This is a genomic window from Undibacterium sp. TC9W (assembly GCF_049339865.1).
Classification (GTDB): domain Bacteria; phylum Pseudomonadota; class Gammaproteobacteria; order Burkholderiales; family Burkholderiaceae_D; genus Undibacterium.
The window spans coordinates 441479-460296 of sequence record NZ_JBMPPJ010000001.1 but is presented as its reverse complement, the minus strand read 5'-3'; the positions used below and the strand labels follow the sequence as shown (position 1 = coordinate 460296).

20 protein-coding genes are annotated in these 18818 nt (G+C 49.6%); 6 read left to right on the top strand and 14 right to left on the bottom strand.

Annotation, left to right across the window (positions count from 1 at the left end; genetic code table 11):
- Positions 1-104: 104 nt before the first annotated feature.
- Both ACO0LN_RS02095 and ACO0LN_RS02090 read left to right on the top strand, forming a co-directional pair.
- Positions 105-1892: an ABC transporter ATP-binding protein gene (locus tag ACO0LN_RS02095; RefSeq protein WP_422970726.1), complete on the top strand. Its 1788-nt coding sequence runs from the start codon at positions 105-107 to the stop codon at positions 1890-1892.
- Positions 1893-2002: 110 nt separating this feature from the next.
- Positions 2003-2476: a cupin domain-containing protein gene (locus tag ACO0LN_RS02090; RefSeq protein WP_422970725.1), complete on the top strand. Its 474-nt coding sequence runs from the start codon at positions 2003-2005 to the stop codon at positions 2474-2476.
- Between the two features lie 20 nt (positions 2477-2496).
- Here the strand turns inward: ACO0LN_RS02090 and ACO0LN_RS02085 are convergent, their stop codons facing one another.
- The 3 genes from ACO0LN_RS02085 to ACO0LN_RS02075 all read right to left on the bottom strand — a co-directional run bounded on the left by ACO0LN_RS02085 (position 2497) and on the right by ACO0LN_RS02075 (position 4311).
- Positions 2497-3492 carry an NAD(P)/FAD-dependent oxidoreductase gene (locus ACO0LN_RS02085; protein WP_422970724.1) on the bottom strand — a complete coding sequence of 332 codons (996 nt, stop codon included), beginning with the start codon at positions 3490-3492 and terminating at the stop codon, positions 2497-2499.
- A gap of 74 nt (positions 3493-3566) precedes the next feature.
- Positions 3567-3770 carry a hypothetical protein gene (locus ACO0LN_RS02080; RefSeq protein ID WP_422970723.1) on the bottom strand — a complete coding sequence of 68 codons (204 nt, stop codon included), beginning with the start codon at positions 3768-3770 and terminating at the stop codon, positions 3567-3569.
- Between the two features lie 91 nt (positions 3771-3861).
- Positions 3862-4311 (bottom strand): CBS domain-containing protein, encoded by a 450-nt coding sequence (locus ACO0LN_RS02075; protein ID WP_162041529.1) that lies wholly within the window; start codon positions 4309-4311, stop codon positions 3862-3864.
- Between the two features lie 188 nt (positions 4312-4499).
- On the opposite strand from ACO0LN_RS02075, the gene ACO0LN_RS02070 reads away from it, so the two are divergent.
- From ACO0LN_RS02070 to ACO0LN_RS02060, 3 genes are read left to right on the top strand one after another with little or no spacing between them, the layout of a single operon-like run.
- Positions 4500-5810 carry an O-acetylhomoserine aminocarboxypropyltransferase gene (locus tag ACO0LN_RS02070; RefSeq protein ID WP_422970722.1) on the top strand — a complete coding sequence of 437 codons (1311 nt, stop codon included), beginning with the start codon at positions 4500-4502 and terminating at the stop codon, positions 5808-5810.
- A gap of 1 nt (position 5811) precedes the next feature.
- The gene (locus ACO0LN_RS02065) at positions 5812-6618 is read left to right on the top strand and encodes an alpha/beta fold hydrolase (protein WP_422970721.1); all 807 of its coding nucleotides are present in this window, start codon (positions 5812-5814) and stop codon (positions 6616-6618) included.
- Positions 6619-6630: 12 nt separating this feature from the next.
- The gene (locus ACO0LN_RS02060) at positions 6631-7248 is read left to right on the top strand and encodes a LysE family translocator (RefSeq protein ID WP_422970720.1); all 618 of its coding nucleotides are present in this window, start codon (positions 6631-6633) and stop codon (positions 7246-7248) included.
- 10 nt (positions 7249-7258) lie between these two features.
- Here the strand turns inward: ACO0LN_RS02060 and ACO0LN_RS02055 are convergent, their stop codons facing one another.
- The 4 genes from ACO0LN_RS02055 to ACO0LN_RS02040 form a co-directional block, all read right to left on the bottom strand.
- Positions 7259-8329, bottom strand: a complete 1071-nt coding sequence (locus ACO0LN_RS02055) for a sulfotransferase family protein (protein WP_422970719.1) — start codon at positions 8327-8329, stop codon at positions 7259-7261.
- Between the two features lie 68 nt (positions 8330-8397).
- Positions 8398-9408 (bottom strand): hypothetical protein, encoded by a 1011-nt coding sequence (locus ACO0LN_RS02050; protein ID WP_422970718.1) that lies wholly within the window; start codon positions 9406-9408, stop codon positions 8398-8400.
- Positions 9409-9427: 19 nt separating this feature from the next.
- Positions 9428-10132, bottom strand: coding sequence for an adenylyl-sulfate kinase (cysC, locus tag ACO0LN_RS02045; protein ID WP_422970717.1), 705 nt, complete (start codon positions 10130-10132; stop codon positions 9428-9430).
- Between the two features lie 48 nt (positions 10133-10180).
- Positions 10181-11920, bottom strand: a complete 1740-nt coding sequence (locus ACO0LN_RS02040) for a methyl-accepting chemotaxis protein (protein WP_422970716.1) — start codon at positions 11918-11920, stop codon at positions 10181-10183.
- Between the two features lie 433 nt (positions 11921-12353).
- Between ACO0LN_RS02040 and ACO0LN_RS02035 the strand changes: the two genes are divergently transcribed.
- Complete coding sequence (locus ACO0LN_RS02035) at positions 12354-12686, top strand: Mpo1-like protein (RefSeq protein ID WP_422970715.1); 333 nt, start codon at positions 12354-12356, stop codon at positions 12684-12686.
- Positions 12687-12742: 56 nt separating this feature from the next.
- Here the strand turns inward: ACO0LN_RS02035 and ACO0LN_RS02030 are convergent, their stop codons facing one another.
- Genes ACO0LN_RS02030 through ACO0LN_RS02000 form a run of 7 tightly spaced genes read right to left on the bottom strand, consistent with a single transcriptional unit; the run spans position 12743 to position 18736 of the window.
- Positions 12743-13177 (bottom strand): GNAT family N-acetyltransferase, encoded by a 435-nt coding sequence (locus tag ACO0LN_RS02030; protein WP_422970714.1) that lies wholly within the window; start codon positions 13175-13177, stop codon positions 12743-12745.
- Complete coding sequence (locus ACO0LN_RS02025) at positions 13174-13617, bottom strand: acyl-CoA thioesterase (RefSeq protein ID WP_422970713.1); 444 nt, start codon at positions 13615-13617, stop codon at positions 13174-13176. The genes ACO0LN_RS02030 and ACO0LN_RS02025 overlap by 4 nt, the downstream gene beginning before the upstream one ends.
- Before the next feature lie 5 nt (positions 13618-13622).
- Positions 13623-14519 carry an alpha/beta fold hydrolase gene (locus ACO0LN_RS02020; RefSeq protein ID WP_422970712.1) on the bottom strand — a complete coding sequence of 299 codons (897 nt, stop codon included), beginning with the start codon at positions 14517-14519 and terminating at the stop codon, positions 13623-13625.
- 33 nt (positions 14520-14552) lie between these two features.
- Positions 14553-15452 carry an SDR family oxidoreductase gene (locus tag ACO0LN_RS02015; RefSeq protein ID WP_422970711.1) on the bottom strand — a complete coding sequence of 300 codons (900 nt, stop codon included), beginning with the start codon at positions 15450-15452 and terminating at the stop codon, positions 14553-14555.
- A 47-nt stretch (positions 15453-15499) separates the two neighbouring features.
- Positions 15500-16432 carry a glutathione S-transferase family protein gene (locus tag ACO0LN_RS02010; RefSeq protein ID WP_422970710.1) on the bottom strand — a complete coding sequence of 311 codons (933 nt, stop codon included), beginning with the start codon at positions 16430-16432 and terminating at the stop codon, positions 15500-15502.
- Between the two features lie 35 nt (positions 16433-16467).
- A complete protein-coding gene (locus ACO0LN_RS02005; RefSeq protein WP_422970709.1) occupies positions 16468-17478 on the bottom strand; it encodes an NADP-dependent oxidoreductase in 1011 nt (336 codons plus the stop codon).
- Between the two features lie 7 nt (positions 17479-17485).
- Positions 17486-18736, bottom strand: coding sequence for a serine hydrolase domain-containing protein (locus ACO0LN_RS02000; protein ID WP_422970708.1), 1251 nt, complete (start codon positions 18734-18736; stop codon positions 17486-17488).
- Between the last annotated feature and the right edge of the window lie 82 nt (positions 18737-18818).

Here is an 18818-nt window from a genome sequence, read left to right as displayed (position 1 = left end):
TAATTGACATAGTCAAGCATAAATAACGAAGGGACTGTAGAATTTGCAGTCCCTTTTGTTTTTTGTCATCTTCTGCAATTTTCTGCCATTTAGTAAATCCTGCCATGCCACCAGTCCACCCGCTTAAAAAACTCCTGAATTATGCCAAGGCTTACAAAACAGATTTTCGCCTGGCGACCATATATTCGATATTGAACAAATTCTTTGATGTCCTGCCAGAAGTATTGATTGGTGTGGCAGTCGATATCGTCATTAATGGCGACAAGAGTTTTTTGGCAAAACGGGTACTGGGTGGTTTCGGCATTACCGATACCTGGCATCAACTGATGTTCCTTGGCGCAGTCAATGCCCTGATCTGGGGCGGTGAATCCTGGTTTGAATATCTGCTGTCCATTAAGTGGCGCAAGCTGGCGCAAAACCTTCAGCATGATCTGCGTCTCGATACTTACGACCATGTGCAAAAACTGGAGATGGCTTATTTTGAAAACCAGCGCACTGGCAACCTGATGTCCATCTTGAATGAAGATATCAACCAGATGGAACGTTTCCTCAATGGCGGTGCAAACCAGATCATCCAGGTTATCTGCTCTTCCATCATGGTCAGCGCAGTGTTTTTCACTTTACAACCGTCCCTCGCTGTCATCTCCTTGTTGCCAGTACCGCTGATATTGATAGGTGCATTCTGGTTTCAAAAACGCCTGGCACCGCGTTATTCTGAAGTACGCGAAGCAGCCGGTGACGTCAGCGCCCGCCTGAATAATAATTTGCTGGGTCTGGCAACCATCAAGGCTTTTGCGACTGAGAGTTTTGAAAAAAATCATATCGCGGAAGCCAGCAACACTTATCGCGAAGCCAACAGCAATGCCATTGCCATCAGTGCCGCTATCACACCTGTCATACGCATGGCGATTCTGGCTGGCTTTACAGCAACCCTTGTATATGGTGGCTGGCTGACTTTGCAAGGCGACTTGGCTGTCGGTGCTTATTCTGTACTGGTGTATCTGACGCAACGCTTGCTGTGGCCTATGACAGGCCTGGCTGAAGTTGCAGACATGTACCAGCGCTCAATGTCCGCCACAGACCGTGCCATGGGCTTGCTGGATACCAAAATCAATATCCCGTATGATGGCAAACACATTACGCCGTCCCAGATCAAGGGTGAGCTGAAGTTCGATCAGGTTGATTTTTCCTATGGTGACCAGAAAACTTTACAGCAAATCAGCCTGCATATACCAGCCGGCAAGACTGTCGCTTTTGTTGGCTCTACTGGCTCAGGCAAATCGACCCTGGTGAAACTGCTTTTACGCTTCTACTCCGCCCAAGCCGGGAAAATCACGCTGGATGACACAGAAATCAATGACATCAACCTGCAAGACCTGCGTCGCTGCGTAGGCTACGTTGCGCAAGACAGTTTCCTGACCGATGGTACGATAGCCGACAATATTGCCTATGGCATGCAGGATGCTGATGACGCTGCCATCCGGGATGCAGCACAGGCTGCAGAAGCCATGGAATTCATTTCAAAACTGCCCTTGGGTTTTGCTACACGCATAGGTGAACGCGGGCAAAAACTCTCTGGTGGCCAGCGCCAACGCCTGGCATTGGCCAGGGCAATTTTGAAAAATCCACCTATACTGATACTGGATGAAGCCACCAGTGCTGTCGATAATGAAACCGAAGCAGCAATCCAGCGCAGCCTGGATGTTGTCAGCCGTGACCGTACCACCATCGTTATCGCTCATCGTTTATCCACAGTACGTCAGGCAGATTGCATACACTTGCTGGAAGCTGGCAAGATCATAGAAAGTGGCACGCATGACGAATTGCTGGCATTGGATGCAGGTTATGCGGCTCTATGGCGCTTGCAGACCGGTGAACGCGCTCATGTATAATCTAAATCAATAAGTAAATTGCAAAAATTTAAACAGTTTCATGTTTAACTTTGTTTTTCATACTGGATGGCAGCTCGGTGCTACTCTTACAACATGGGAGAGTATAAAGCATGAAAAAATCACTGACGATAGGCGTAGCTGCCGTTTTGCTGACCTTGCTGGGCGTCACATCCTATCAGGCTATTGCCTATGTCACGCAGGCGCAGCCGGCAAGTGCTACGGCTGTTAATTTGCCCGCCAAGCCCTTTGAGGTCGATCCATCCTGGGTCAAGGAAGGCAAACCGAATTTTCGTGCTGCTGAATTTTTCAAATCCCATGATGGCGACACCAGTTCAGGCATTTTTGAGTGCGATGGCCCCTCCACTTTTGAATGGCATTACCAGCTTGATGAAAGTATCTATGTGCTGGAAGGCGGCGTAGATATTGAATATGAGGGGAAAAAGTTTTCCCTGAAACCGGGTGATACTGTGCTTTTCCGTGCAGGCACGAAAGCACTCTGGCATGTGCCTAAAGGCATACGCAAGAGCTGGACCCTGCATGATGCTGGCAAACCCGCACGCGGGCTTGCCAAGTTACTCAAATAAGCACAGCAACAAGCAGACAATCAGTCAGGAATTGCCTTTGCCAGTGCCAGCGCACTGAGGAAGGCATTTTCCACTTTGCCAGCACCTTCAAGACCGGCAGCAAACCAGTCTCCGCAGACACCTATACCCTGCTTGCCATTCCACAAGAAATCAGAAGCCACTGGCTTCACTGCCTCGGCATAACGCCAGCGGTGTACGACAGCATGGATGGGCTGTATCCATGAGCCAGTCGCTTCATGAAAGGCCTTGGTCAGTTTTTCTTTGACCCTTTCATCGTCATCTTCCAGATGTTCAATACTCCAGGCCTGCGTGGCGTGACAGACCCAGCGTTCGCCAGCCCTGTGCAGGGGCTTGGCATCATCATGCGCAATCCAGCCAAGACGGGAATTATTGATCCAGGCACCGTCATATGGCAAATCCAGTGAAGTCTGGAAGCCTAGCATCAGCGTCCAGCATGGTGCCAGGTGAGCCTGCTTGGCCTGTTTGGCCAGTGCTGGCACCACACTCAACAAGGGTTCAGCCTGGTTAGCAGGAATAGCCAATATCACTGCATCAAACGGCCCCGCGGTTGCGGCAATTGGTACCGTGGCTGATCGGATGGACAACAGCCATTGCTTGCCATGTGCTTCCAGAGCACTCACCTGCTGCTCTGCACGCACATCCAGGCCATGCGCCAGTTGCTTGCAAAGCGAACTCATGCCAGGCACAGCGATATAACGCGTACCACTGCGCCCTGCTGGCTTGCTACTGCCAGCTTCCAGCGTCGCCAGCTTGGCAGTCCATGGAACGACCCAGCCAAATTTTTTCCAGTCTGCAATTTCTTTCTTAAAGCGTTCGGAGCTGGCAGTGAAATATTGAGCGCCATGATCAAAACCACCCAGCTCCGTATGTCTGGTACTCATGCGGCCACTGACGCCCATGCTCTTTTCATACACAGTGACATGGTGGCCTTGCGTCTGTAATTGCCGCGCAACTGTCAACCCTGCTAATCCGGCTCCAACAACAGCGATATGCATATTATTTTCCTTATCTAGCGTCCAAACAGACAATAAAAAACGCCCGCTATACAAGCTTGCGGGCGTCAATTGGTTTAGTGCATATTGATATCTACTTTAGGAACAGCGTTCTCGCGACCATGCAGACTGGCGCGACGTGCTGTACAGTCAGGAACACTGCCCCTGACCAGGCGCAGCATCCTGGCAACGCTACGGTCAGGTGCGTGTGGCATGACACTCGTAGAAGGTAGAGGTATCCCAGAGAAACCTGAACTTGCTGTGCTGCTACTAAGTTTCATGTGAAGTTTCATTCGCGATCCTGAAATAGATATCGACACACCTTGATCTTTGCGCATTGATCTTTATTGATCAATGCGCAAGCATTCGTGATTACTGCTCGTTTTCTTCAACAGGCCAGTCACGGATATAGGCTTTCAACATCTTGTTTTCAAAACTTTGCGCTTCCAGCACGGCTCTGGCCACATCATAGAATGAAATAACACCCAGCAGGGTTTTGGCATCCATGACAGGCAGGTAGCGTGAATGCTTTTCCAGCATCATGCGACGCACTTCATTCACTTCGGTTTCTGGTGTCACAGTCAGTGGATGGTCATCCATATACTTGCGCACAGTGCCATTACCAAGTGAGCCCTGGTTTTTATGGATCGCGCGGATAACTTCACGGAAAGTCAGTATGCCAACCAGATCACCGTATTCCATCACGACAAGAGAACCTATGTCTTTCTCTTCCATGACGCTTACGGCTTCAGTGATGGGGATATCAGGTGTGATCGTGAAAAGGATATTACCTTTCACTTGAAGTATCTCTGAAACTTTCATGATGTCCCTCCTCTTATACATTTTTGTGAGCCTTCATTGCAATGTATCGCAAGCCTTGCAAAAAATCCAGCATGTAAAATATTTTATTCATCATTTCACGCGCTTTGCTCCAAGTTTTTGCCCGCCTTTTGCACCTTAGGCATCAGCGATGGTAGCATTGCTGCCTCACAATATGGAGACTCTCACCAATGAGCGGCCCTAAATATCATGGCTTTGATACCCTGTCCCTGCATGCTGGCGCTGCGCCTGATCCAGCCACAGGTGCACGTGCCACCCCTATTTACCTGACATCCTCTTTTGTGTTCAAGGATTCAGATCATGCAGCATCGCTCTTCAATATGGAAAGAGCAGGTCACGTCTATTCACGCATTTCCAACCCTACCAATGCGGTACTGGAAGAAAGAATTGCTGCACTTGAAGGCGGTGTTGCCGGTATCGCCGTTGCCAGTGGGCAAGCTGCCATGCACTTGGGTCTGACAACCATAGCTGGCGCAGGTTCCCACGTTGTTGCTTCACGTGCCCTCTATGGCGGCTCGCAAAATTTGCTGGCTTACACCATGAAACGTTTTGGCATAGAAACCACCTTTGTCGATCCCCGCGACGTGGATGCCTGGCGTACCGCGATACGCCCGAATACCAAGGTGCTGTTTGCTGAAACCCTGGGCAACCCGGGCCTTGATGTACTGAACATCCCCGCAGTAGCAGAAATTGCGCATGAGCATCATTTGCCGCTGATGCTGGACTCGACCTTCACCACACCTTATCTGCTGAAACCATTTGATCATGGTGCTGACCTGGTGTTCCACTCGGCCACCAAGTTCTTGTGCGGTCATGGCACAGCCATAGGTGGTTTGCTGGTCGATGGCGGGACTTTTGACTGGCAGGCCGCCTACGAAAAAACCGGGCACTTTGCTGAGCTTTGTGAACCTTATGATGGCTTCCACGGTATGGTGTTCAGCGAAGAATCAACAGTCGCGGCATTTTCACTCAGGGCCAGGCGAGAAGGTTTACGCGATTTTGGCGCCTGCATGAGCCCGCACAATGCCTTCACCATCTTGCAAGGCATAGAAACCCTGGGCATGCGCATGGATAGGCATGTCGCCAATACTCGCAAAGTCGTCGAATTTCTGGTTGCGCATCCTGCAGTCGATTCAGTCTCTTACCCTGAACTGGAAAATCACCCTGACTATGAACTGGCAAAGACCTTGCTACCCAAAGGTTGCGGTGCAGTATTTTCATTCAATATCAAAGGTAACCGCGCTGCCGGACAGCGCTTCATTGAATCACTGAATATTTTCTCGCATCTGGCCAATGTCGGCGATGCCAAGTCACTGGCCATCCATCCAGCTTCAACCACACACTTCCGCGTGCCGGCAGAGCAGTTGCTGGCATCAGGCATTACGGAAGGAACCATGCGTCTGTCGATAGGACTGGAAAATGTCGAAGACCTGATCGAAGACCTGTCCCGTGGCCTCAAAGCTGCACAGAAAGGAGCCTGAGATGTTATTTGAAGTCAATGGCCAGACAGCCTATTGCTATACCGGTGGCAAGGCTTACAACCCTGCCCTGGCCACGCTGGTGTTCATCCATGGCGCACAGAACGATCACTCGGTCTGGGGTTTGCAGACCCGTTACCTGGCACATCACGGTTTTAATGTGCTAGCAGTCGATTTGCCCGGCCATGGCCGCAGCAAAGGCCCGGCACTGACCAGCGTAGAACAAATGGCAGACTGGCTTCTTACCTTGCTGGATGTAGCAGGAATAGCGCAAGCCACGCTGATCGGACACAGCATGGGCTCCCTGATCGCACTGGAGAGCTGCTTTACAGCGAACTCACGTATCAGCAAACTTATTATGGTTGGTACTGCATATCCGATGAAGGTATCCGACACCTTGCTCAATGCCGCCCGTGATGAAGAGCAAACCGCAATTGATATGGTGAATATCTGGTCACACACATCCATCGCGCACAAGCCATCCTGCCCTGGCCCAGGGTTTTATGTCATGGGTGTCAGCCAGCGCCTGATGCAACGTATTTCTGCCATCAACCCTGACAAGGTTTTTTATACTGATTTTGCTGCCTGCAATGCCTATGCCAATGGCGAAGCAGCTGCACAATCAGTGACTTGCCCCAGCCTGTTCATACTCGGCAAAAAAGACATGATGACACCAGCAAAGGCCAGCCTGACCTTGAGCAAAGCCATCGCAAACAGCCAGCAAAAGATCATAGACAATTGCGGCCATTCATTGATGTCAGAACAGGCCGATCAGGTGTTGACGGCCATTCATGAATTTATGAAGGCATAAGCAGCGATGGCAATGAATCTGGAAAGCTGGGCCTTGTTTACAGCCACGGAGGCAGCCTTGTCGCTGTCACCCGGCCCTGCAGTCATGATGGTGGTTGCCTATGGCATAGCAAGGGGATGGCGCACATCCCTGTTTGTCACGCTGGGCATATTAACGGGCAATGCGATTTACTTTGCAGTATCGGCGACAGGAATAGGATCGCTGATACTGGCTTCACCCAAAGTATTCTTGGCAATCAAATATCTGGGTGCGGCTTACCTGGTTTATCTTGGTTTATCTGCCATCTTTGGCAAGCCATCGCCATTGACCATATCCAAACTGGATGGTGTAACACTCAGTGGCAGGAAGATATTCAGCAGCGCCCTGATGCTGCAATTAATGAACCCTAAAACCCTGTTGATGTTTGTAGCGATATTGCCGCAGTTCATAGACCCCAGGGAACCGGTAGGTGTGCAGATGCTGATACTGGCAGCCTGTTCCATCATCCCGGAATTTTTTATCCTGCTCGGATATGGAATGCTGGCCAGCAAAGCCAGTCACTGGGCAACGCAGGAAAGGTATGCAGTGATTACAGAAAGAATAGCCGGCACTCTGGTAACAGGTGCCGGCATCATGGTTGCACTGGTGTAGCTTTTAATTTCTATGCATGTACAGGCAGTCGCTGGTTCAGGCTTGCCAGGTAATCAGCCCTGAAGCGGCGTAAGACATAATCTTTGTAATTGTCATGCTTGAGGCTATCCCAGGCTTCTACCCTGCCTTTGCTGGATTTGTCTTTCGCTGCAGCCAGCACTTCCGGGCTCAATTCCAGATTGGCATCTGTCATCATTTCATAGCCATACAATTGCATGAACTCTTTGGTCAGGCTTTCTATGACTTCTATTTCCTGCATGCTCAGTTGCTGCTTGAACTTGTCCTTGTTGGCCATGACGGGTGGAAAGCGGTTGGTTGCCCACAATGCCGACATCTGAGATATCTGCTGTGCTTCGCTGGAATGGGTAACATCGAGCATCTCGGGCAAGAACTGTATGCCAAAGAAATCGCAAATCGCCCGCAGGACAGTTTCCTGGTTACTCAGGAAATCTTCATAACGTATGGTCAGCACTCTATCGGGATGACGCTGGATAATATCGCGCGATAACTGGTGCGCTTCGAGCCAGGCAAGCGCATTCAGTGTCGAATCATAATCATGAATGATGGCCTTATTCATCGACGCAACCTGCGCCCTCGGGTCCCTGACCACATTCAGGAACAGCATATTCGGAAACAGCTGCAATAGCTCTTCTGCATAGTGCACACTATCGAGTGACTTATCCATGACGATACTGGCATGGTGATGTTCACCTGTACGCAACAACAATTCCCACAATATCCTGTGCACACTGCGCTGATCATTCTTGATGGATTCAAACACATCTACCGGATCAAACACCATGTCTTTCCATTTCACCATGCTGGCGGCTTGCAAGCCAACCACATCGACGACCAGCCTGAAATAAGACTCATCATCGCTCAAGTCACCATAGCGCGGCACCAGGGGCATGAAGTCGACGATATGCAGGGGATAAGGCGAATAAAATTCCTTGCTGTTATTCAGGCGCAGACGCAAGGCATGGCTGCCACAGCGGCGCAAAGGTATCATCAGGACAGGAGTCGGTCGTTTATTGGAAGTAGTCGTTTTTTCTATACTGCTTGCACTATCTGATTCTGCCATGATGCTCTCCCCATGCTTGAAGGTAGGAATCTGGAAAACCGCTTATGTATCAGTCAGCTTAATTAAGCTCAAGTCAGACTGAGCTGAGGTATTTCCATTTTCTCAAAATAAGCTATAAAAGCTTGCACAAAACTATCCACTTCTGATGCCGGCAAATGATTGATGCCGCCCGCGCCGCGCCTGCCACCACCTGTTGCAAACGCGGAACAAAATTGACCCGCTGGACAATGATCTGCCTCGCCTGAACGTATACTGACGACATAACTTCCATCCGGCTTTGCTGTCAGCACCGCGAATGATTTTCCATGTTCTTCCTGCGTCAATTGATTTGCCAGAATGCCCGAGACCCGCCTGGCCCAGGCCTGGGCAGGCAAGATGTAGATGGATGTCAATTCACTTTCCATGTCAGCACGCAGGTCTTGCATGAATGCCATATCACTGGCATAGGCATTACGCAGCACTGCAAATTGCGCCGCATTATGCAAAAAATCGAAAGGATCAATATAGTCATGCATCGCCTGATACAAAGCCGCAGGATGGAAATGCAAATCATCTACTGATTCGCCATAGGCGTTGTAGTTGAGCAAAGTGCCCAGTTCCTGCAACTGCTCGCGTTGCGATTGATTCAGGCCCGCCTCGCCAGCCATCACATTTGCGACTGCTGGCAAGTTATCACCATAAGCCGCTACCACGGCCCACTTCCAATACAGTCCGTTTAAATAGCGGTTGACCAGAATGCTGCTGCATACATCGGCCGCCATGTCGCAATACAAATGCAGATGCTCATGCTCAAAGGCCTGTGCTGCATTGTGATGATCGAAGTAAGTGACTTCTGCACCTGCCTTGAGATGCTGACGCAGTGCGGCAATATTGCTGTCCAATGAAATATCCAGCACCGTCAACCTGTCACCTGATTTGCTGGAGAAACGATTCAGTAAATCAATATCCCGCTTGGCGCCTGTAATCAATTCTGCCGTAAGGGGCTCAGCCAGCCTGAGCTGGTGCAATGCGCAGATGCCATCTGCGTCACCATTAAATACGTCATAGGCTGCTACTGATTCATTGATCTCTGTTGACATGGCCGACGTCATCCTCCTGCTATTTGATATAGCATAATCCTATCAGGTGTCTGTAGAGTTTCTCCGCCGCTTCTTCTATAGTGTGTTGCTCGGAATTGATTTCCAGGTCTGGATCAAGGGGAGCCTCGTAAGGCGCTGAAACCCCGGTAAATTCTGGTATTTCTCCCCTGCGCGCTTTGGCATACAGACCTTTGGGGTCCCGCCTCTCGCAAACTATGCCTGGTGTGCTGACATGTACTTCGACAAAGCGCTCCTGACCTATGATCTCTTTCGCCATCGCCCTGTCGTCCCGGAACGGTGAAATAAATGCAGTGATGGCAATCATGCCAGCTTCATTCATGAGATGTGCAACCTCGGCAGCCCTGCGTATGTTTTCACGTCTGTCCTGCGCCGAAAAACCAAGGTCGCTATTCAAATGATGACGCAGGTTATCGCCATCAACAACGAAGCAGCAATGCCCGCGTTCCAGTAATATTTTTTCCAGGGCATAGGCTAAAGTTGATTTTCCAGCGCCACTCAAACCAGTTAGCCATAAGGTAGCCGGACTTTGCCGCATCAGGCGTTCACGTGCATTGGAATTGACGACGCCATAATGCCATTTGATATCCACCCCACTAGTCTGTGGGCTTTGCACAAAACGGCCAAATTGTGTCCTGCGCTCTACCCTGACCGTAGTCTGCTCAACTTGAGGCTTGTCTTCCAGCATGCTCGTATTCGCTAGCATAGATTGCTCCCGGTTTTACCACTGATGCCCAACAATCAATTCAATTCATTAAAACTCTTCCCAATCAGTATTACCAGACTGAGGATTGCTTTTCGCATTTGCCACGCGCTTGATCTGCTTCACAGGTGCATTATTTTGCGGTGCAGCTTTTTTAATCAAAGGAACGATTTTCTTGTTTTCCATGACTGGCTCTTGCCATGTAGCTTGAGCATTTTTTTCTGTCGTCAACTGGAAGGTACTTACCAGTTCAGACAAGTCGTCTGCCTGGTTTTGCAAGGCAGTAGCTGCTGCTGCTGCTTCCTCTACCAGCGCAGCATTTTGCTGTGTAACATCGTCCATCTGTACGATGGCTTCATTGATCTGTTCTATCCCCGCCGTCTGCTCCTGGCTGGCCAGCATGATTTCGCTCATGATGCCAGTGACACGTTTGATACTGACGACTATCTCATCCATGGTCACACCGGCCTGATCAACCAGTTTGGCACCGACTTCTACCTTCGTGACAGAATCGTCGATCAAATGCTTGATCTCGCGGGCAGCTTCGGCTGAACGTTGTGCCAGGTTCCTGACTTCTGTCGCAACCACGGCAAAGCCGCGGCCTTGCTCACCAGCACGAGCAGCCTCCACAGCAGCATTGAGCGCAAGTATATTGGTCTGGAAAGCAATGCCGTCAATGACACCGATAATATCGACAATTTTGCGGGATGAAGTATTGATCGATCCCATGGTATGCACAACCTCAGATACAACCGTGCCGCCTTTGACTGCGACATCGGAAGCAGATTGCGCAAGAATATTGGCCTGCCTGGCACTGTCGGCATTTTGTTTGACTGTGGAAGTCAGTTCTTCCATCGAAGACGCTGTTTCTTCCAGAGAGCCTGCCTGTGCTTCAGTGCGTGAAGACAAATCCATATTGCCAGAGGCAATTTGCCTGGATGCAGTGGCGATCGTATCTGTACCAGAACGTACCATGCCTACAATGTCGGCCAGGCCTTTTTGCATTTCATACATGGCATGCATGAGACTGTGTTCATCCTTGTCAGCCAGTCTGATAGGTACTGACAAATCACCGGCCGCAATTCTTTCAGCAATTTGCACGGCGTAACGAGGTTCGCCGCCCAATTGTTTCAACAAACTCCTGACGATCAGCCAGGCGGCCGCCATGCCCACGAACAGGGCTGCAGCGCCAAACATATACATGAGTTTTTTTGCACTGTTATAGTCTTGCTCCGCCTGCACTATAGCCGCTGAGTTTTGTTTTTCTTCATCAGAAATAAAATCATTCAACAAATCCCACCACTTCTTCTGCACAGGACGAAATTCGAAGCGGAGTAATTTATAAGCCTCTTCTCCCTTTTTTTGCACGCCGAGGTCGGCACCTTTGGCGATAAAAGACTCTGACAGCTTGGCCTGGTCCCTGATTTTACCCAGCAAGGCAATTTGCTCTTGAGTGGCATTGGGATCAGCATTCAGCATCTGGGTGAGTTTATCTTCAGCCTCAGTGTATTTTTTTGTCTGTGCCGCTATCCTTTTTACTTCAATCTGGATTTCAGCTTCTTCTGACAACAAAATGAGATTTCGCAAAGCCAGTGCCCGCTCTGTCACAGTAAGATACATGGTAGAAGCCAGTTTGGACTGGACATTATTGACGTTGGCGATTTCCTCCAGACGCTGATGCATCTTCGCCATGTAAGTTATTCCCAGGAGCAAAACAACCAGCAGCAAGCCCAACACCAGGCCAAAACCTGTGATCAGACGGGTTGAGACTTTCGAATTCTCAATATTCATGATTCCCCCAAAAACGTTGTCAGCGACAAAAATGTTTGACTTGGTCTGTACTATCAGGGCTTGCATAAGTTTGTTCAACAAACTCATATTGCCACACGGAATTTAATGCCACAAGAAAATTATTAAAAATTGTGTCTTTAGAATAAAGCTTTTAACTTCAATTACTTACATCATTAAATATAACTATCAAGGACTGATATCTAGTAGCATAAAACATATATGATTATGCTTAAAGTTTATATCAATGAATATTAGTAGATATTTTTACAATGTCAATATTGCAATTCACTATTATTTTCGCGATTCAAGTGCGCAATGGAATAAATCTTTTAAAGATTTTAAAAATTAAGTCACCGGCACGGGCCTATAACCTACTATGCTTGTAGCAATGCAATGCTGAGTCGAAAGACATGTAGCTAAAGAGGAGACAAAAATGGCAGAGAAATTTACTGATTTTTCGAAGTTTTATGCTTTTTACCTGACCGAGCACAGCAACAAAACTTGCAGGCAATTGCATTTCCTGGGAAGCAGCCTTGTTCTCCTGTGTGTCGCCACATTCATGATCACGGGTCAGGCGGGTTATTTGCTGGCGGCACCAGTCTGTGGCTACGGCTTTGCCTGGTTAGGTCATTTTGTTTTTGAAAAGAATCATCCGGCCTCATTCAAACAGCCCTTGTTCTCTTTCATGGGGGATTGGGTCATGTATTGGCAATTACTGAGTGGGGAAATCAGCTTTTCCTCTCAGGAGGATGTGCGCAAAACATGACGTAAAACATGGAATCAAGATGCAGCCCTGTCATATCAGGGCCGCTATTGAATTAATCAGGCAAAGTGGTAAATCATACTGACATGAGGAATGCCGGCTTCTTCAAAAATCTCGCCATCGCGGATATAGCCTTCTTTAAGATAGAAGTTCTCTGCTGATTGTTGCGCATTCAAGCGCACAGCTACCTCGCCTCTGGCCTTCGCCTCTTTCATCAGGGCACGCAAAATCTGTGCACCTACACCCAAACCACGCGCCGTTGCCAATACAGCCATGCGACCTATGTGCGCGTCAGGCAACAGGCGACCTGTTCCCACTGCCCGGCCATTCACATCATAAGCAACCGCATGCAGGCACTCTGCATCAGCCGCGTCCCATTCCAGCTCTGCCGGGATTTTTTGCTCGATGACAAACACTTCATAGCGTATGGCCTGCGCATCTTTTTGCAGCGTGGCCCAGTCAGCAATAACCAGGCGGAGGTTTTCAGTATTCATGTTCTGGTATCAGCGGGTGCATGCGTTTCAAAGGATGAAATTATCGCACGCCATGCATCTGTGACGGCAACTGCCTTGCGTTTTTCTGTATCGGCATACACATAAACCAGCTCGCCTGATATCAAATGGTTTTCACCAATATAGATTTCGAGGATGAACTGCAGAGAAGACCTGCCTATGCTGGCACAACGCACACCAATATCGAGCTCATCATCAAACCTTGCTGGTGCCATGTATTCGATAGTAGATTTGCGGGCAAACAATTCCTTGCCCTCGGCTGCCTGGGTAATCACATTCGGCAAACCGGTAGCACGCCAGTATTCGGTAAAAGCCACGTCAAAATAATTGAGGTAATTGCCATTAAAGACAATGGCTTGCATATCTACCTCAGACCAGCGCACCCGCAAGCGATGAAAAAAAGCAAAATCTGCTTTGGCCATAATCCCTAACTCTGCAAAAATTGACGAATAAGACGATTCACACGCTCCGGTTGTTCATGGATAACCCAGTGTGAACCCTCAGCAATACGCTTTATCTGGATATCATCGACAAAATTCTCAATACCATCGAGCAAGGTCTTGGGCAAGGCTTTGTCATTTTCACCCCAGATGACACGGGTGGGCACCTTGACTTGAAAATCAGCCGGATTCAGATTTAACTGCAAAGGCCCGGGACTTTTTTCTGTCGGTGGGTGCAATGGTGACGCGCGGTAATAATTGACACCACCAGTCAAACCGCGTGCCCAGCAAGCATGGTAAGCTGCCTGGGTCTCTGCATCAAACCAGGTAGCTTCACCCTGACCCATGCCATTGAAGAAGCCATCCATGAGAGCAAAATCATCTTTGGCAAGCGCTTCTTCAGACCCTGGATTGCGCAACCAGTTCATGTATTCACTGGAAGTCTTTTGCGCAGGATCAGTCGCCAACGCCTGCATGAACAGGTACGGATGCGGTGAATTGATGATGATCAGTTTTTCAAACAAAGCTGGCAGGGCAATCGCCATATTCCAGCATACCGCCCCACCCCAGTCATGCGCAACGACCGTGGCTTGCTGATAACCAAGGTGGGCAATCAGCAAACGCAGGTCATCGACAATATGCCTGGCCTTGTAGGCAGCAACGTCTGTAGGCATATCAGAAAGATTGATGCCGCGCAAATCCGGTGCCACGGCAAAATAATCCTGTCCAAACTCAGCCAATTGCGCCGACCATTCATACCAGAACTCTGGAAAGCCATGCACGAACAAGATCAATGGCCTGCCGCGCTCACCCGCACTGGCAAAATGCAGGCGGGTTCCATTGTCCAGTGTGGCAAACTGATTACTTAGTATTTCTGTGGTCATCTATACCTCTCCCTGATGCCTGTAAAGTGATGATTAAGCCTTCAACTTGGCTCTGAGCATGTCACGGATATGCGGCGCTGCCTTGTAAGGATCACCAGGGTTGCGTTGCAGGACGATATCTTCCATGCGTTCCTGCACATTACCCAGGGCACCAGGGTGAGAGAAGATATAAAACTGTTCGTCAGCAATTGCCTTGAAGGTGTTTTCAGCCACTTCTTCAGCGGTCACCTTGCCGGAATTTACAGCCTTGTCTGACATCGCCTGCGCCGCTCTCTGGCTGGCAGTTGGCGCAGAACCTGGCACATCGTCAGGGCGATTTCTATGCGATTGTGAAATGCCTGTTGGTACAAAATATGGGCACAGCACAGATGCGCCTATAGGTGCCTCAACCAGTTTCAAATCCTGGTACAGGGATTCTGACAGAGACACTACCGCATGCTTGGACACGTTATATACGCCCATGGTCGGCGCATTGAGCAAGCCAGCCATGGATGCAGTGTTGACGATATGCCCTTCAAATTGTGGATCTTTCTTGGCACATTCCAGCATCAAATTGGTGAAGATGCGCACGCCGTGAATGACACCCCAGAGATTCACGCCTATCACCCAATCCCAGTCAGCCTGGGTGTTTTCCCAGATCAGGCCACCGGAACCGACGCCAGCATTATTGAATACCAGATGCACGGCACCAAATTTTTCCATGGTGGCATTAGCCAGGGCCTGCACTTCTTCTGCATGGCGTACATCGCAACGCATTGCCAGCACCTGGGCTCCTTGCGCTTCCAGTTCGGCCTTGGTCTTGTCCAAGGCATCTTGCTGCACATCAGCCAGCACCAGTTTCATGCCCAGGCGTGCGCCAATAATCGCAAATTCACGGCCAAAACCGCTGGCACCACCGGTAATCACAGCTACTCTGTCTTTGAATACTTTCATGTTGTCTCCTGTATGTAAATTATTAAGCTTATTTATTCTGATTCAATTTATTTTGCGCGTTTCATCTGGAAGCCTACGCGTGGGAAATGAACGACTACAGTTCCAGCCCGTTCATCTTGACGGCGCACGGCCAATTCATTTTCACTGGCGATGACAAGTTCGCCCACGACCGGGTCCAGCGCATAGTCAGTAGGCATGATGGTAACCTGCTCCCCCAGCGCTATGCCATGGCTGTCAACAAAATTGCGCCCTGCTGTATCAAAGCCTTGCGCATTTTTGGCGATCTCCAGTGCCTCCGTGCTGCTTAGAACTTCAGACTGGTGATGCCCGAGGGCAGCGATACGATTCATCCACTCCAACAGCTTTGGATAAGCATCGAAGACAGGATTAATTGCTGGAGCCAGTCGTATCAGCCACAAAGCCTGATAGACAGAAAAATCAGCAATACTGACTTGCGCACCCAGCAGAAATGGCGCATCACCACTGAGCATGTTTTCCAGACGACTTAAGTATTCTAAAAGTTGCCCTTTGGCTTCACCCATGCTGGTGCGCGGCATATTGGCACGCATGGTGGCACGGTCTGCACTGAATGCCTGCAATTCTTCAGCATTGATATTGCCGAATATGGAAGGAATGGCTGCTGGCTGGAATGCATAGGGGATTGCCGTCCAGAACAGCGTAGTATCCGCCCATTGCGCCAGGTTGCGCGCAATACCGTTAATGGCAGTGGGATATAACGTGGGTGCTGGCGAGCGCTTATCCAGCACCTCCGCAATCAAAGAAGTATCGCAATAAATATCCCCACCAATTTGCAATACGGGCGTGCGTCGGTAACCACCTGTCAATGCCGTCACATCCGGCTTGGGCATGATGATAGGTACTGTGACTGACTTCCAGCTCAATTGTTTAAAGCCAAAAATCAGGCGGATTTTTTCTGAAAACGGAGATACTGGAAAGTTGTGGAAAATAATATCGGACATGGCTGCTCTGTGCTCTTTAAATCTATACGATTAACTCAAATCAGCTTCACTAGTTGCTTGCCGAAGTTTTTGCCTTTCAATAGACCAATAAATGCTTCTGGCGCAGCAGCAATCCCTTCAGCGACGGATTCACGGAATTTCAATTTACCAGTCGCAACCAGCCCCCCCAGTTCTTTCAAACCTTGCGGCCACAAATCCATGTGTTCAGAGACGATAAAGCCACGCATGGTCAAACGCATGGTCAGGAATACGCGGGCATTCTTGATGCTCAGTTGTTCACCGTTATAACCGGCAATCAAACCACACAGTGCGATACGGCCAAAGGCATTCATGCGCGCCAGGCTGGCATCAAAGATTTCACCACCGACGTTTTCAAAAACGGCATCAATACCATCTGGTGTTGCGGCGGCAAGATCGGTTTCCAGATTGCCTGCCTTGTAATCGATGCAGGCATCAAAGCCCAGTTCATTGACGACATAAGCACATTTGTCTGCACCACCGGCTATACCGACCACGCGGCAACCCAGTTGCTTGCCCAGTTGACCGACTACGCTGCCCACTGCACCGCTGGCAGCAGACACCACGATAGTTTCACCAGCTTTGGGTTGCATGATCTGGGTCAGACCATACCAGGCAGTCAGCCCAGGCATACCAACCGAACCCAGGTAGGCCGACAATGGAATGTGAGTCGTATCGACTTTACGCAGCAACAAGCCATCAGACACGCCCATTTCTGACCAGCCCAGCATGCCGATGACTTTGTCACCGACGTTGAACTTGGCATTCTTGCTGGCGACTACTTCACCTACGGTGCCACCTATCATGGTTTCACCTATCACTTGCGGAGCAGCATAGCTCTTGGCATCTTCCATGCGGCCACGCATGTAAGGGTCCAGCGACATGTAGTGATTGCGCACCAAAAGCTCGCCATCCTTCAGTTCAGGAACGGGCAGGGACTCAAGGCGGAAATTGTCTGGCACGACCTGGCCTTTAGGACGGGAAGCCAGCACAATACGTTGGTAAGAATTTTGAGAACTAGTGGTCATGATTTGCTCATTTCATCAAGTGATTTGCCAAAGCCTGGAAGGCACGATAAGTGACAGGGTCAGTCGCACCATTGGCAGCAATGGGATGGGAAGAAAATTTAACGATGACCATTTCAGCCACCGGGTCGATATAAATACGTTGTCCGTGTATGCCACGCGCTTCAATAGTCTGGTGGCTGTTGTGCCCTACCCACCACATGTTACGGTAAGAGTAACCAGGTAAAGTCGCATAGCCAGCTTTAGCGAATTTGGCTGGATCAGCACCCTTGCGTATGTCTTCTACAGCAGCGGCAGGAATGATTTGCTGGCCATTGAACTTGCCATTCAGGCGCATCATTTCACCAAAGCGTGCCATATCGCGCAGCGTCAGGTTCAGGCCACCGCCGCCCTGCTCGGTGCCTACGCTATCCACAGCAAAATAGGCATCATTTTCGGTGCCCAGTTTTTGCCAGATACGCTCAGACAAGAGATCAGACAGATTTTGCCCGCTAGCACGTTTGACTATCCATGCCAGCACTTCAGCATTCACGGTCTTATAGGCAAAGGCTTCATCATGCTTGCCTTCTTTTTTCAATTTCACTAGGAACTCATAAAAGGTTTTAGGCCCGTCATAAGTTGGTGCTGTCGGCAGCAAGCCACCTGACCTGGCGTAGTCCCAGACTTCAGCTTTGGGGTCTGCATAATTTTCAGAGTACTGCACACCGATGGTCATATCCATGACCTGGCGCACAGTCGCGTCACCATAGGCGGTGTCTTTGAGTTCAGGAATATATTGCGTAACAGGCGCACTCGGATCGAGCTTGCCTTCCGCAGCCAAAGTCGCTGCCAGCGTACCGACAAAGGACTTGGTGACCGACATCGCGATATGCGGCACATAGTTCTTGGTAATACCAAGGTAACGCTCGTAGACTATTTTTCCCTTGTGCAGTACCAGTATGCTGTCGGTATAAGTGCGGGCTTGTATATCCGCCCAGCTTATATCGCTGCCTTTTTCATCTGCAAATCGCAATTTATCGAGATCACGCAAAGCTACCGGCAAAACTGAAACCGGGCCTGCGCCATGCCAGACATTGCTGGTAGGTCCAAGTTCACGCCCATGCGAAAACGACCAGCGGGTACGGGGAAACTGATAATTGCTGCCATTGGCAAACTTGATGAGCTTGTCAGGCGCCGGAGGAAATCCTTGCATCCAGCCCATTTTTTGCGGATCGCTTGCCTCAGCATCAGGCAAGGCAGTTTGTGCCGAAGACATGCTCATGAAAGGTCCACAAATTAAAGCTGAAAAAAGTACTGCAAAGCGGGTCTGCTGCATGTTGGTCTCCATTTATTTTTATAAGACT

What these genes read in the sequence shown, in the direction of transcription:
- ACO0LN_RS02095 (WP_422970726.1), top strand. Translation starts at nt 105, where the DNA reads ATGCCACCAGTCCACCCGCTTAAAAAACTCCTGAATTATGCCAAGGCT.
- ACO0LN_RS02090 (WP_422970725.1), top strand. Translation starts at nt 2,003, where the DNA reads ATGAAAAAATCACTGACGATAGGCGTAGCTGCCGTTTTGCTGACCTTG.
- ACO0LN_RS02085 (WP_422970724.1), bottom strand. Translation starts at nt 3,492, where the DNA reads ATGCATATCGCTGTTGTTGGAGCCGGATTAGCAGGGTTGACAGTTGCG.
- ACO0LN_RS02080 (WP_422970723.1), bottom strand. Translation starts at nt 3,770, where the DNA reads ATGAAACTTAGTAGCAGCACAGCAAGTTCAGGTTTCTCTGGGATACCT.
- ACO0LN_RS02075 (WP_162041529.1), bottom strand. Translation starts at nt 4,311, where the DNA reads ATGAAAGTTTCAGAGATACTTCAAGTGAAAGGTAATATCCTTTTCACG.
- ACO0LN_RS02070 (WP_422970722.1), top strand. Translation starts at nt 4,500, where the DNA reads ATGAGCGGCCCTAAATATCATGGCTTTGATACCCTGTCCCTGCATGCT.
- ACO0LN_RS02065 (WP_422970721.1), top strand. Translation starts at nt 5,812, where the DNA reads ATGTTATTTGAAGTCAATGGCCAGACAGCCTATTGCTATACCGGTGGC.
- ACO0LN_RS02060 (WP_422970720.1), top strand. Translation starts at nt 6,631, where the DNA reads ATGAATCTGGAAAGCTGGGCCTTGTTTACAGCCACGGAGGCAGCCTTG.
- ACO0LN_RS02055 (WP_422970719.1), bottom strand. Translation starts at nt 8,329, where the DNA reads ATGGCAGAATCAGATAGTGCAAGCAGTATAGAAAAAACGACTACTTCC.
- ACO0LN_RS02050 (WP_422970718.1), bottom strand. Translation starts at nt 9,408, where the DNA reads ATGTCAACAGAGATCAATGAATCAGTAGCAGCCTATGACGTATTTAAT.
- cysC (WP_422970717.1), bottom strand. Translation starts at nt 10,132, where the DNA reads ATGCTAGCGAATACGAGCATGCTGGAAGACAAGCCTCAAGTTGAGCAG.
- ACO0LN_RS02040 (WP_422970716.1), bottom strand. Translation starts at nt 11,920, where the DNA reads ATGAATATTGAGAATTCGAAAGTCTCAACCCGTCTGATCACAGGTTTT.
- ACO0LN_RS02035 (WP_422970715.1), top strand. Translation starts at nt 12,354, where the DNA reads ATGGCAGAGAAATTTACTGATTTTTCGAAGTTTTATGCTTTTTACCTG.
- ACO0LN_RS02030 (WP_422970714.1), bottom strand. Translation starts at nt 13,177, where the DNA reads ATGAATACTGAAAACCTCCGCCTGGTTATTGCTGACTGGGCCACGCTG.
- ACO0LN_RS02025 (WP_422970713.1), bottom strand. Translation starts at nt 13,617, where the DNA reads ATGGCCAAAGCAGATTTTGCTTTTTTTCATCGCTTGCGGGTGCGCTGG.
- ACO0LN_RS02020 (WP_422970712.1), bottom strand. Translation starts at nt 14,519, where the DNA reads ATGACCACAGAAATACTAAGTAATCAGTTTGCCACACTGGACAATGGA.
- ACO0LN_RS02015 (WP_422970711.1), bottom strand. Translation starts at nt 15,452, where the DNA reads ATGAAAGTATTCAAAGACAGAGTAGCTGTGATTACCGGTGGTGCCAGC.
- ACO0LN_RS02010 (WP_422970710.1), bottom strand. Translation starts at nt 16,432, where the DNA reads ATGTCCGATATTATTTTCCACAACTTTCCAGTATCTCCGTTTTCAGAA.
- ACO0LN_RS02005 (WP_422970709.1), bottom strand. Translation starts at nt 17,478, where the DNA reads ATGACCACTAGTTCTCAAAATTCTTACCAACGTATTGTGCTGGCTTCC.
- ACO0LN_RS02000 (WP_422970708.1), bottom strand. Translation starts at nt 18,736, where the DNA reads ATGAGCATGTCTTCGGCACAAACTGCCTTGCCTGATGCTGAGGCAAGC.